This is a genomic window from Planococcus plakortidis, assembly GCF_001687605.2.
GTDB lineage: Bacteria > Bacillota > Bacilli > Bacillales_A > Planococcaceae > Planococcus > Planococcus plakortidis.
Map to the genome: position 1 here is coordinate 2,991,098 of NZ_CP016539.2, position 12,809 is coordinate 3,003,906.

General features: G+C 47.6%; 14 protein-coding genes. 4 read left to right on the forward strand and 10 right to left on the reverse strand.

Annotated elements, in window-relative coordinates; all coding sequences use genetic code 11:
• The first annotated feature begins 1 nt into the window (after position 1).
• Complete coding sequence (locus BBI15_RS14905; protein ID WP_068870749.1) at positions 2 to 871, forward strand: cation diffusion facilitator family transporter; 870 nt, start codon at positions 2 to 4, stop codon at positions 869 to 871.
• A 312-nt stretch (positions 872 to 1,183) separates the two neighbouring features.
• Here the strand turns inward: BBI15_RS14905 and BBI15_RS14910 are convergent, their stop codons facing one another.
• The 3 genes from BBI15_RS14910 to BBI15_RS14920 all read right to left on the reverse strand — a co-directional run bounded on the left by BBI15_RS14910 (position 1,184) and on the right by BBI15_RS14920 (position 3,623).
• Positions 1,184 to 1,678 (reverse strand): GNAT family N-acetyltransferase, encoded by a 495-nt coding sequence (locus tag BBI15_RS14910; RefSeq protein WP_068870751.1) that lies wholly within the window; start codon positions 1,676 to 1,678, stop codon positions 1,184 to 1,186.
• A 27-nt stretch (positions 1,679 to 1,705) separates the two neighbouring features.
• Positions 1,706 to 2,950 (reverse strand): MFS transporter, encoded by a 1,245-nt coding sequence (locus BBI15_RS14915; protein WP_068870753.1) that lies wholly within the window; start codon positions 2,948 to 2,950, stop codon positions 1,706 to 1,708.
• 238 nt (positions 2,951 to 3,188) lie between these two features.
• Positions 3,189 to 3,623 (reverse strand): Rrf2 family transcriptional regulator, encoded by a 435-nt coding sequence (locus BBI15_RS14920; protein WP_068870754.1) that lies wholly within the window; start codon positions 3,621 to 3,623, stop codon positions 3,189 to 3,191.
• 188 nt (positions 3,624 to 3,811) lie between these two features.
• On the opposite strand from BBI15_RS14920, the gene BBI15_RS14925 reads away from it, so the two are divergent.
• Positions 3,812 to 4,669 carry an SDR family oxidoreductase gene (locus BBI15_RS14925; protein ID WP_068870756.1) on the forward strand — a complete coding sequence of 286 codons (858 nt, stop codon included), beginning with the start codon at positions 3,812 to 3,814 and terminating at the stop codon, positions 4,667 to 4,669.
• Between the two features lie 300 nt (positions 4,670 to 4,969).
• Here BBI15_RS14925 and BBI15_RS14930 read toward each other — a convergent pair whose 3' ends face one another.
• Both BBI15_RS14930 and BBI15_RS14935 read right to left on the reverse strand, forming a co-directional pair.
• Positions 4,970 to 5,317 carry an ASCH domain-containing protein gene (locus BBI15_RS14930; RefSeq protein WP_068870758.1) on the reverse strand — a complete coding sequence of 116 codons (348 nt, stop codon included), beginning with the start codon at positions 5,315 to 5,317 and terminating at the stop codon, positions 4,970 to 4,972.
• 55 nt (positions 5,318 to 5,372) lie between these two features.
• Positions 5,373 to 6,797 carry an anion permease gene (locus BBI15_RS14935; RefSeq protein WP_068870759.1) on the reverse strand — a complete coding sequence of 475 codons (1,425 nt, stop codon included), beginning with the start codon at positions 6,795 to 6,797 and terminating at the stop codon, positions 5,373 to 5,375.
• A gap of 61 nt (positions 6,798 to 6,858) precedes the next feature.
• Between BBI15_RS14935 and BBI15_RS14940 the strand changes: the two genes are divergently transcribed.
• Positions 6,859 to 7,308, forward strand: a complete 450-nt coding sequence (locus BBI15_RS14940) for a PrpF domain-containing protein (protein WP_068870761.1) — start codon at positions 6,859 to 6,861, stop codon at positions 7,306 to 7,308.
• 69 nt (positions 7,309 to 7,377) lie between these two features.
• Here BBI15_RS14940 and BBI15_RS14945 read toward each other — a convergent pair whose 3' ends face one another.
• The 5 genes from BBI15_RS14945 to BBI15_RS14965 form a co-directional block, all read right to left on the reverse strand.
• Positions 7,378 to 7,980 carry an MEDS domain-containing protein gene (locus BBI15_RS14945; protein WP_068870763.1) on the reverse strand — a complete coding sequence of 201 codons (603 nt, stop codon included), beginning with the start codon at positions 7,978 to 7,980 and terminating at the stop codon, positions 7,378 to 7,380.
• A 399-nt stretch (positions 7,981 to 8,379) separates the two neighbouring features.
• Positions 8,380 to 8,973 (reverse strand): hypothetical protein, encoded by a 594-nt coding sequence (locus BBI15_RS14950; RefSeq protein ID WP_084632956.1) that lies wholly within the window; start codon positions 8,971 to 8,973, stop codon positions 8,380 to 8,382.
• A 73-nt stretch (positions 8,974 to 9,046) separates the two neighbouring features.
• Positions 9,047 to 9,745 carry an aspartate/glutamate racemase family protein gene (locus BBI15_RS14955; protein WP_068870765.1) on the reverse strand — a complete coding sequence of 233 codons (699 nt, stop codon included), beginning with the start codon at positions 9,743 to 9,745 and terminating at the stop codon, positions 9,047 to 9,049.
• A gap of 15 nt (positions 9,746 to 9,760) precedes the next feature.
• Complete coding sequence (locus tag BBI15_RS14960) at positions 9,761 to 10,762, reverse strand: S66 family peptidase (RefSeq protein ID WP_068870767.1); 1,002 nt, start codon at positions 10,760 to 10,762, stop codon at positions 9,761 to 9,763.
• Between the two features lie 41 nt (positions 10,763 to 10,803).
• Positions 10,804 to 11,565, reverse strand: a complete 762-nt coding sequence (locus BBI15_RS14965) for a Nif3-like dinuclear metal center hexameric protein (protein ID WP_068870769.1) — start codon at positions 11,563 to 11,565, stop codon at positions 10,804 to 10,806.
• A 321-nt stretch (positions 11,566 to 11,886) separates the two neighbouring features.
• On the opposite strand from BBI15_RS14965, the gene BBI15_RS14970 reads away from it, so the two are divergent.
• Positions 11,887 to 12,732: a GAF domain-containing protein gene (locus tag BBI15_RS14970; protein ID WP_068870771.1), complete on the forward strand. Its 846-nt coding sequence runs from the start codon at positions 11,887 to 11,889 to the stop codon at positions 12,730 to 12,732.
• Positions 12,733 to 12,809: the final 77 nt, after the last annotated feature.

Genomic DNA, 12,809 nt, shown 5'->3' on the forward strand with positions numbered 1-12,809 from the left:
AGTGGAACAGGAACGCTTCGATAATCTGAAATTAGGCGAGCGGGGTGCCATGCTCAGCATTGCCACTTATATTATTTTATCCATTATCAAATTGTGGATCGGCTATCTGGCGGGATCGGAAGCGCTAAAAGCGGACGGCTTGAACAATGTTACCGATATCGTCGCATCGACGGCAGTTTTGATCGGCTTGAAACTATCCCAAAAGCCGGCGGACGCCAATCACCCGTATGGGCACTGGCGGGCAGAGACCGTAGCCTCACTGGTGGCGTCGTTCATCATCGTGGCAGTCGGGCTGCAAGTCACTTACTCAGCTGTCGTCTCGGTGTTCCAGGATACCGGTGAAACGCCTGGTCCGCTTTCGGCCTGGACGGCAGGAGTGTCTGCTGTCGCAATGTATTTAGTATATCGATATAACAAAAAGTTAGCAGAACGAATCAATAGCAAAGCCGTCGCTGCGGCCGCCAAAGATAATCTATCCGATGCCTGGGTCAGCATCGCAGCCGTCGTCGGGATTGTCGGCGCGCAGTTTTACCTGCCGTGGCTCGATCCGCTTGCGGCTCTTCTTGTCGGCTTATTGATCGTCAAAACCGGCTGGGGCATCTTCTGGGAAGCGACACATGAACTGACGGACGGCTTTGACGAAGAACTCATCAAGTCGTTCAAGGAAACCGCACTTGCCACACAAGGCGTTACCGAAGTGCGCGAAATCCGCGCCAGAAATTATGGGAACCGGGCAGTCGTCGATATTACCGTTCTCGTGCCTGGCGATTTGGACATCGCCGTTGCTCACGACATCTCGACCCAGGTGGAGACGAAACTCATGAAGCGCTACGATATTTCGGCCGTCCATGTACATGTGGAGCCACATTGAAAAACACCGGCAGCGGCCGGTGTTGTTGTGTTTATCGGAACCTTTTCAGTTTCGTTTTAACTACGGGTAAAGTCCATTCCGCAGCTAGCTGCATAATCACGCAATCGAAATGGCTGCCATCCGTCGCCTGCACGAACGGTTCGACTTTGTGGAAACCAATTTTTCATATATCTTGATCACCCGCCTATCGAAAACTATAGAACCTCCCAATTTCATTGCCCTGTTTTCAGCAATGTCCCGTGCTTGTTTTCCGGTTATTCCCCAGGAAATGCAGCCCATGATCTTACGCTTTTTTGCACAACATCATTTCTCTCATGTCGACCAGCGTATTTTATGCTCCTGTTCGCCCAACTTTTTCAGTCCCGCTTTTTCCAATACACGGATGGAAGCCTGGTTATTGGTATCGCAGCTCGCAATGATCCTTTTGATGCCGGCTTGCGTTAATCCCCAAGTGATGATTGCCTGAGCCATTTCCGTCGCGTATCCCTGGCCTTGGCAAGCCGGTACAATGCTATAGCCCAGCTCCAGTTCTTCGGAATTGTCCGTACTTCGTCTGAATCCCATGTCTCCCATGATCATTTGATCTTGTTGATGAACAATCAAACCTTCCCACTCATTTTCTTCAGGGTATTGGCGATAGCGCTGAATTTTGAAAGGAAGAATTTCTTTATAATCATCGGACGGATAGTCATCAATGACTTGATAACCCGCAGCTTGCTCCAACTCGCGCTCGCTTGAAATGGCGGCTTGCATCATTTCTGCAGTAAAAGTGATAAGCATCAATCTATCTGTCTTTATATGCGGCATGTTCAACCTCCTCCCCTTTATCTTCCATTAGACATACGCTTCATTCGCAGCATCTTCCTCTTCCTCAAAGTACTTAGCTTTCTCTGGTTTTATAACAAAGAATGCGAGCACGATAGCTCCCGCAAGCATTACCAATGCTAAAGCGACAATCGTCATTCGTAATGAAATGAAGTCCGCGAATACACCGACGGCCAATAGAAAGACGATCTGCAGCACGCTTTGGAACAGTTGAAAAATACTGGTGATACGCCCCATCAGCGCTACCGGAATATTGTTTTGATAAAAGGTAGCGAGTCCGGCGTTCATGAAGACGATGAAAAAGCCAAGAATCAAAAAACCGGCCATAACCGAAATGAAGGACCAAGAAAACGCATAAATTACATAGCCGACCGCGGTCATGAGTAAGCCATACACCATCATGGACTTCAATGAAATGTTAGAAGAAAAAATCGAAAGCAAAATACCGCCACTCACCGAACCAATCCCGGTGAGGCTGATCAACAAACTGTAATCGAGTTCCGACAAGCCGATCACCTGCTGCGTAAAGACCACTTCTTGCGCATCCATTGCGAAAGAGAAGTTGAGAACACCCATGAACGCCAAATAGACAAAGGTGATGTATTTATTCTGGGCGATAAAGTTGTTAACGACTTTAAAATCACTGATCACTTGTGAAACGGTCAATGATGGGATGGAAGCCCGGTCAATGTTCTCCACTTTCGGAAGCTTCATGAACAATACCGCTGCTAGAACAAAGAACAAGGCATTGATCCATAATGTCGCTTCGATAGAACTGCCAAGAATCAGCACACCGCCGATTGCCGGGCCCAGAATGAACGCCCCGGAAGATGTAAAGGAGCGAATCGAGTTGAAACGCTTCCGCTTCCCTTTCGGCACTAGCATGGTTATGTACGTCACGGAGGAAGGGCCGAAAAAAGATTTCGCGATGCTCAGGAAAACGAGGAGGATATAAATGACGAAAACATTAGGTGCGAGTGGAATAAGCGCGATGAACCCAGCCCGCAGCAGGTATGTGGAAATGATGACGGCTTTTTTGCTTCTGTAATCGATGAAGCTGCCCGTCCAGAACTTCGTCAGGATATTGACAATTGGCCCCACAATCCAAAGCCCAGCGACAGCCGCTGCCGACCCGGTCATCTGATAAACGATAATATTGATCGCCACCAAATAGATGAAATCCCCGATGCCTGCAATTCCGAGTGACAGCAATAATAAGGATGGATTTTTCCACTCTATAAGTTTATTGTTCACACCGCTTCCTCCTTCCCTCTAAATCGTTTACTCAGAATCATTTTTTAGTTGCTTTTACATTTTTGAAATCGGTAATCCCAGCTGCTCTCATTGTATATTCCATAACTACTGCTCATTCATGTTTCAAAGATTATTATACCAATAATTCCCACAAAATATTTTAAATAATTGAATGTTATGTCTTTTGAATTCCTTTAGGATTATCCATTAAAAAAAGACATCCGCTTGGAATGTCTTTTCACTGAATATGTTCTTTCGCTTCAATATCTTTCACGATGTCTTCGAGCGTCAGGTTCTGGAACACTTTTTCCATCGCCGACTGGGCGGCCATGAAGATCGGCTCGATGGTGCTTTGGATGTTTTTGCCGACTACGCAATCAGGATGCGGCTTGTCGTGAATGCTGAATAATTCGTTCTCTTCGACCACGTTGACTGCCTTGTAAATATCGAACAGCGTGATTTCCGATAACTCTCTCGACAGTTTAGCGCCCGCCACCCCTGGCTGCACTTCGATCAATCCTGCTTTTTTCAGCATTCCCATGATCTTTCTGATGACCGCTGCATTGGTGTTGACACTGCCTGCGATAAATTCGGAAGAAGAGGCGGTTTCTTTATTCAAATCAATTAACGCCAGTATGTGGATTCCGACGGCGAATCGGCTGCTGATGGACATATTGAGACCTCCATTGCTTATTTTATGTTAAATTCCATATGATGTAATTGTTTCGGTTACAAGTAATTGTATCAAATTCCGAGCTGAAAATATATTAAATCCAACCTGTTGACAAGATGATTACAAGTGAATAAACTAATCATGTAATCAATGTAGTTACAAGAAGAAATGAACAGGAGGAATTAGTGATGAAAATTTTGGTGACAGGGGCTACAGGAAAACTGGGCTCAAAAGTAGTGGCATCTTTATTGAAACAAGTACCTGCTAGCGATCTTGCCGTAAGTGTCCGCAATCCCGAAAAGGCTGAAGAGCTGCGCGCTCAAGGCGTAGACGTTCGCCACGGCGATTTCGATGCTCCTAAAACATTGGATCAAGCTTTTCAAGGAATCGACCGCTTGTTGATCATTTCAACCGACGGCGATAACGAAACGAGAATCCGCCAGCACGAAAATGCGGTTCTCGCCGCTGAGCGCGCAGGTGTTCAATTTATCGCCTATACGAGTCTCGCCAATGCGACAGAAAGCCAAAACCTGATGGCACCGCCGCATGTGGCGACAGAAGCGGCCATCATCAAAACGGGCATCCCCTATGCCTTCCTTCGCAATAATTGGTATTTGGAAAACGAACTAGGCAGCATTCAAGCTGCAGAAGCAGGCGCGCCTTGGGTCACTTCGGCTGGAGAAGGAAAAGTCGGCTGGGCTTTGCAGCAGGATTATGCAGACGCAGCGGCCGCCGTATTGACTGGCAACGGCCATGAAAACAAGACCTACGAACTCTCAGGTCCTTTGCTAACACAGGAACAATTGGCTTCAGCACTTGGCGATGTACTGAATAAACAAATTCCTGTCCAGCACGTGAGCGACGAAGAATACGCAGAAGTCATGAAAGGTGCCGGCGTGCCGGACTTTGCCATCCCGATTGTCGTCGGCATCCAGGAAAGCATCCGCAACGGTTCGCTTGAAGTTGCGAACAGCGATTTTGAACAAGTTCTCGGCCGCTCACTGACACCGATCAACGATGCCCTCGCACAGCTGGTTTCAAAATAAAAAACAATACAAAAAACGGAGCTGATCTTGTCGATCGGCTCCGCTTTTTTAATATGTGCATAAGCCACCTCTAATTAAATTGAACATCCTAATTTGATTTCTACGCAGGTTTTGGCAAGAAAAAGGCGCTGCTTCCTATAACCCCCCACCTACTACAGCAAGCGCGGTACCAACAGCCACCGCAAAGTGGATAAGTATGTGGATATATACATACCAGCCATAAACATTATGAAGCCTGTGGAAAACATCATTATGGTTTTTGTCATTTTTTACAGCCCCTTCAACAGCTTATCCACCGTTTTAAGAGAAAAGCAGTTCGATTTCGATCGCCAAGCTGCCCCATTCCTGTTCACGAGGTGGCGAATAGAGAGTGTGGATGGATTTTACGCGTTTTTCAATATTGTTATCCACAATTCCGAATTTCTCAGCGGGAATGTCTTCAAACATTTCCCGAAACGTCGGATATGTGCATAACTTTTTGATTTTAACCGTTAGTTTTTCGTCTTCAACAGGCAGTTTCGTGAATTCTATCGTGTCTTCCTCTTTCAATTTCCGTCTTTTTAAATCGTATAGCCTGATTTCGACCGTTTTCTTTCCAGACTGGATTTCCCGGAAAGGTTCTTCGTAAAGTTTCATTTTGTGCTCCATCGATATCCTCCAAAGTCATCGTTAGTAGAAAAAAGTTCGAGAAATTTATTCTTTATTACCAAAGGCCAAGCGCTTTCCACCACAATCCGCCTGCGCCAAACCAGACCACAATGTGGATAAGGGAAATGATGAACCCAAGGCTCCACCATTTTTTCTGGCTGACATAGCCGCTTCCGAAAAAGACCGGGGCCGGGCCAGCACCGTAATGCGTCAAGCAGCTGAACAAGTTCGAGAAAAACGCGAGAATCAGTGCTGACAATAGCGGTGGTGCGCCTGAAGCGACGATGACCGATAAGAACGCCGCATACATCGCGCTGACATGAGCCGTATTGCTGGCAAAGAAATAATGAGAGTAAAAATAGACGATCGCCAAAATGATCAAGGTCATCATCCAAGATAGCTGGCCAACAGCATTCCCCATCAAGTCGCTAAACCAAGGAATCATGCCCAATTCGTTCAAATATGTCGCCATCATGACGAGAACCGAGAACCAGACGAGTGTATCCCAGGCACCTTGTTCTTTTTTGATATCCGACCAACTTAACACGCCGCTGAGCAGCAGCACACAAAGCCCGACGAACGCACTGGTCGTCGCGCTGATGCCGAAGTTTCCGCCAAAAATCCAGAGCGACAACAGCAGGACGAAGACACCGATCATATAGCGTTCTTCTTTTTTCATCGGCCCCATTTCCTTCAATTTCTCTACCGCAATGGCAGAAGCTTCCGGTGTTTCCTTTAATTCAGGCGGGTACAATTTGTAAATCACAAAAGGAATGAGCGCCAAACTGATCAAGCCAGGCACCAATGCGGCGAGCGCCCAACCGCCCCAAGTGATGGTCTCACCCGTAATCTCCTGCGTAATCTGGACAGCGAGCGGGTTTGCGGCCATGGCCGTGACGAACATCGCCGAAGTGATCATATCTCCCTGAAAAGAGACCTTGACCAAAAATGCCCCGATGCGCCGCTCCGTGCCGTCTCCGACTCTCGATTCGTAGGTTTCAGAGAGCGAGCGAATGATCGGGAAAATGATTCCGCCGGCTCGAGCGGTATTTGACGGCATGGCTGGTGCCAAAATCAAATCACTCAGCAGCATCGAATACGACAAGCCGAGCGTTTTCTTGCCGAACAGCCGGACAAACAGATACGAAACCCGTGTCCCCAAGCCGGTTTTGATAAATCCACGGGAAATGAAAAAAGCGATGACAATCAGCCAAATGGTCGTGTTTTGAAATCCGCTTAACGATTGTTCCAAGGTAAGGATTTGGGTTAACGCAATCACCGTCAGCGCAAGAATCGCCGTGCTTCCCATCGGTATCGGCTTGATCACCAATGCCACAATCGTAGCCACAAATATACTGAACAAATGCCAGGCATCCGTTTCCAATCCAGCAGGTGCGGGAATGAACCAGATAGTCGCACCGATAGCGACACAAATCAAGAGCAACTTCCAGTTCACTTCTCCTTGTTTTTGAGTATTCATCCTACTTCTCCTTTTTAAATACTGTATTTTATGCAAGGAGGATTATACGCCTTTCCGGCTGTTGAATGAATATATCCGCTCGGCCGCGGCAGAATTATGCGGCTTCTGTTCGAAAGAAGAAGCGACGGTCAAATCTCCTGCGGTGCCAAAACTGACGCTAGTGGCCACCCCCGAAGTTTACTCGGACGTCAACGGCATCCGCCGTGAAGCCGATACGATGGATTGCCGGATCCGGATGATGTCCATGCAAAAGCCGCACCAGGCTTTGGCCATCACCGGCGCGATCTGCACAACGGCGGGCGCGTTTCTCCAAGACACCATTTTAAATGACTTGATCCGGATCGATTCCAATGTTGTGCGCCTCGGACACCCTTCCGGCATCATCGAAACGAAAGTCGACCTTATCGCCGGGCACATCAGCAATATCAAAGTCGTCCGGACCGCCCGCCTGATTCTTGAAGGCTATGCCCATACAAAAGGCAGCTACCAGCATGCCGTATCTGCCGTCTAAAAAAGACTTCCCGGAAGATCATCTTCATGATCTTTTCGGGAAGCCTTTTTTGCATGCTTTTGAAGTTTTTCAGTTTCCAGTTGCCTCGTTGGCTAAGTGCTGCTTCGAATCGCGTATTTCTTTTAAAAATACGATCTCTTCGTCTTCCATCAAGTAATCGTGGTACAAGGCGAGCTTATCCTGTAGATGCTGCTCTACACGGATGGCGTCGTACGCGCATACTGCTGTCAATTTATTGGCCATGATCAGCTGATCTACCTGCTTTTCGTACGACAGCAGTTCGTCTTCCAAGCCGTCGCGCGTGTTCCACTCGATATGCCCCCAAGTACGAAAATGCTGGCAGGGCATCCCCGAGACGTCGAAGTTTTCCTGGAAGTAGTCGACGATCGTACTCGGATGGAAATTTCCTTTATGCCAATACAGTTTGTAGCTATCGAAAAAATGGACCTGGGCCAGTTCTTCTGCTGCCAAAACCGCTTGGAGCCGTTTCCGGACCAAAGGGGTCAAACGGTTGTTTTCCACAACCAAGACGTGCTCGTTGTTCTGCAAACCGTCCAAAATGAACAAGACGATATTATCAATATAATGCTTTGTTTCTTTTGTCAGATAAAAGATGTGGCCCCCGGAACTGTTCCTGATCTTCAATGTGAGTGCTGGTATCTTATGTTCCATGCTCCACTTCCTTTTCCCGTTCTGATTCGTCCGTGCACAGGCTCACGTCGCCACTGGGATTCAATAGAAAACGTGGTATTTTAGCATGCGGAGACGCCTCCGCCGAATGCGCGTTCTATGGATGACCCAAAATATATCACATTTTGGGAAAATACGAAAGAGATTTCACCCCCCCTTGGAGACTGGCGGGTTTTACGCCCTAAGGACAACCCTCACAAGGGAATCAATAGCTTGTAAATGGACTTGTCCATCATGCCTACTGTAGCCGCGGCTCCTTTTAACGGACGGTTCAGGAATAGATATAGATATCGACACGAAAAGGACAACCGGCAAATTGCGGCTGTCCTTTTCAATTTCCATTATTTAATTGAATGCCCCCGAATACACCTGGCGGAATTTCTAATGGCCAATGCGTCCACCTCTTCGGCTTTCCTGCACTCCGAGAGACCTGTACACGCGAATGGCCTGTTCTGCTGCGGACTTGATATAACCGATTATTTCTTCAACGGAGTAAACCTTCAAATCCTTGCCTGAAAATGTTTTAGTGGATTGGAAGTCGCCGAGCGTTTCTTTGGTGAACTCCCGCAAATTATTGATTTCAATTTCTTCTATAAGAGTATCGGGAAGGTCGGTGGATGCCAGTTGTTGTTCTATCCCTGCGCAATCAAACTGGTTAACGAGCATGCCGTTAAGCTTCCTGAAATCCGCATGCCATTTCTCGAGCACCGACGGGTCGGCATCGATGCGGTTTTTTAGCTCTTTTTTAAAATAGATGTCTTTCATCCACACATCATCCGCCACCAAATGCACCACATAGCCGAGTATGAATTCATCCTTCATTTGGTCTTTATATTTCTCTATGAAGCCTTCATAATGTACGTGTTTCGTCCCATCGTCTACGCTGCCTTCGTAATAATGGGACTTGGTTTTCTGCTCTCCCGTGAACTCCATCCGGTGCAATACTACCCAATAAAAAGCGCGGCCGATCGGCAATGCCGATTTCCCCCGCTACGTGTTCAGCAATGATCAAATGCATCATGCGCGATCCCATTTCGGCTTTCCCCCTCTATTTTCCGTTGTCCAGCGCTTCCATTACCGCTGCTTTCGCATGGAGCTTGGCCGTATCGAACAACGGCACAGCCGCATCTTCATCGTGAATCAACAAGCCGATTTCCGTGCAGCCAATGATGATGCCCTGTGCCCCGCGATCGATGAGGTTCTGGATGGCTTGCTTATATTTCACTTTCGAAGACTCGTTAATTTTTCCTAAGCACAATTCGTCAAAAATGATTTCGTTGATCATATCGCGTTCTGCAGCTTCCGGAATCAATACGTCGATGCCGCTTTCGGCAATACGTTCTTTGTAGAAGTCTTGTTCCATCGTATATTTGGTCCCGAGCAAGCCTACCGTAGAGAGATGGTTTGCGCGGATCTCTTTTGCGGTCGCATCTGCGATATGCAGAACAGGCACCGACACAGCTTCTTCTATAGAAGAAACGACTTTGTGCATCGTGTTCGTGCACAATACGATCAGCTCCGCACCGCCCTTTTCGAGCGAACGGGCAACATCCGCCAATCGCTCGCCCGCTTCGTCCCATTTCCCTTCCGACTGAAAACGTTCGATTTCCTCGAAGTCGACGCTGTACATGAGACATTCAGCCGAATGCAGCCCGCCCAAGCGCTGTTTCACTTGTTCGTTGAGCAGGCGGTAATATTCCGCCGAAGATTCCCAGCTCATCCCGCCGATCAATCCGATTGTTTTCATCGTAGCCCTCCTCACTTAACGAATCCATTGCTCCGTAATTTCAACCCTTTTTTCGGTTGCATCCAATGTAACGGTCTTGCCGATTGGCATCGTCAGCATCGGGTGGGTATGGGCACAGTCGAAATCAGCAAGCAGCGGAATATCACGCCCATCCAGCACCTCCAGCAAAATCTCATACGGTTTTCTTCCCGTTCCTTGGTCGTCGAATAATTCATGCTTGCCCAAAATGATTCCCGCTGCTTTGTCAAAAATGCCGTTAAGCTTCAGTAAATTAAAGTTCTTTTCCACAATGGCTGCCGTTTTCATCGTATCTTCCAGCAACAAGATGTCGCCGTCTTCAACCACCGGCATATACGGGCTCCCCATGATGCCGGCCATCGTATTGACATTGCCACCAACCAGGCGTCCCGTCACACTGCCCTCCGTTACGCTTACCCATGCGTTATTTCGCAGGTCCTTTTCCTTCGTTTTCTCTTCCCAATTAACAGGTTCATCCGTCCAGTACGGCGGCAATTCCACTGCATACGGAAGAGCTTTTTCTCTCATCAAGGCTTTTTCGAAATAATCATATGTATAGTCCACAAACGGTTCGAATTCCCCGAATGATGGCACCAGCGCCGGTCCGTAAAACACCGGAATGCCGGTCCTGGCGTAAATGGCGAGCAGCACAGCCGTCGCATCCGAATAGCCGATCATGATTTTCGGGTCTTTTTGAAACGCTTCGTAATCGATATACGGCAACAGCGAATTGGAATTCGTCCCGCCGATCGTCGACATGATGCAACGGACATCCGGATTGCGGATCAATCTGTTCAGCTCTTCTGCCCGCTCCTGGATTGTCCCCGAACGGTAGAAATCCCGTTTGCCCGTCAAGCTGCCTTCCACGATTTCAAAGCCTTTGGATTCCAGAAAATCCTTCGCCCGTTTGAAACGCACCGGCGAGTTATAAGTAATTGGAGACGACGGGGAATAGATCCCAATTTTATCTCCTTTTTTCAAGCGATTGAATATGGCCATATGCCCTCTCCTTCCACCTCTTTGGTTCGCTTTTTTCTTTTTCAGTGGTTCAACTCAAAATGCGACTCTTCCAACTCTGTAATTTCCACATCCGGATGTATTTCCGCAATTTTCTCAGCTAAGCTGGCAACGCCGAAGATCTCGGTGAAGGTGTGGCTGCCGATCAGTAAATTGATGCCCGCAAACTGTGCGTACTGAATCGTGTAAAGCGTGGCTTCCCCTGTGATATACGTATCGCAGCCTCTTTCGGCCGCCTCGCGGATGAGTGCAGAGGAATGGCCCGCTCCGGTCAAGACACCGATCCGCTTGACGGGCCGGTCGTTATTCTTCCACGCGCGCACCGGTTCGCTTAACGCACTGCGCATTCTTCCGGCCAATTGCTCAAATTCCACAGGGGCAGCGAATTCCGCGATACCCGGAAGTTCCCCATCCGCTTCGCTATAGGTTGAGTAGGCATTGATTTCATCTACTTCCAATATCTTCATCAATGCCGTGCAGGTGCCAAAGTCCACGAAATCCAGCGGTGCATGGATCCAGAAATGGCTGATGTTATGAGCTGCCAGTTTAGCAGCACACGCTTCTCTTAATCCGTAGATGAAATCCCACGCGTCATGATGCGTCACCATCAAATCGATGCCTTGTGCGATGGCCAATTCTACCGTTTCGACAGACAAATTAGTCGCATAACCAATCTTGTGGATTTCCTTATCCGCCGTGTACGTAAAGCCGTATTCATCTTCCTCTTCCAATAATTTTTCACCGAACAATTGCTGGATCGTTTTTTCGAAATCCTTTATATTCATCTTCAAAAGCCCCACTATTCTGTTTTTTCTTGATTTTACCATATAATAACCTTCAGCAAGACGGACATCGATATCCCGAGAGACGCCTTCTCTTTCTCGTCATCCACTTATTTTTTTCGATTACCGAAATTTTATTCTTGACCTCCACTAGTGAATTCTATAGGGTTAGAGGCAGAAACACGAGGGGCTGCCCTACTGACTGGACGATTAAAGTGGAGTTTTTATGAAAACTTGAACGACATCAAGTTGCACGTAAAGGAAATGACTCTATACATCAAAGATGACTAGCAGGGTCCCCCAGGATATGGGGAGGAACGAAAGATGAACGACAAACAAAGAATGTCTACACACGATTCATTGAAAGCCGTTTCCTACAAGCTGTTTCAAGTAATCAGTGATGAACTCGGCGTCAACACCGCTTACGTGACACAGCGCGGCCCGACCGCGATGAAAGTACTCAGTTCATTCAATAAAGACCATTATATTATTCCTGAAGGATACGCTGTGGATTACGACGGCACGTATTGCCGCTTGATCATTCAAAGCGACCAGGAAGCGATGCATACAAATAATCTTGGCTCATTCACCTTAACAAAAGACCTGGATGTGACCGAGGAACTCGAAGTGAAAGGCTTTCTCGGCGTAACGCTGCGCGATTTCTACGGCGAAGTGTTCGGCACTTTATGCGTCATGGACAAAGAAGAAAAAGATTTTACCGATAACGACATCCACTTCCTTAAGCAAATGGCGGAAGTGCTGTCTTATGTCATTCATTTGGATACTACCTTAGGAGACATCGAGTTGCTGAGCGTGCCGATCATCCCGATCAAAAAGGGCTTGGCAATCCTGTCACTGCAAGGGAATATCAATGAATCACGTTCCCAGAAAATCATGGAAGACACTTTGCATTATGCGGCCGATAAAGGCATCCATTCGTTTATCATCGACTTGTCGCAATTGATGCTCTTGGAAAACCAGTTCCCGGACGTCTTGAAGAATTTGGTATCAGGCTTAAATGTCATGGGCGTACAAGTCATGATGACCGGCCTTCCGCCTTGGCTCGTGCAAAAGCCAGGCGTCAGCGAACACTTATCACAGTTGAAAACCGAGTATGTCGCCGACATTGAATCGGCGTTGAATAAAATCGGCTATAAGCTGGAAAAATAAAAGGAAGAGAAAAGCTCCAGGGCTTTTCTCTTCCTTTTGTTATGACTGGAAAGGCAAAGACTCACCTAATGTCAGTG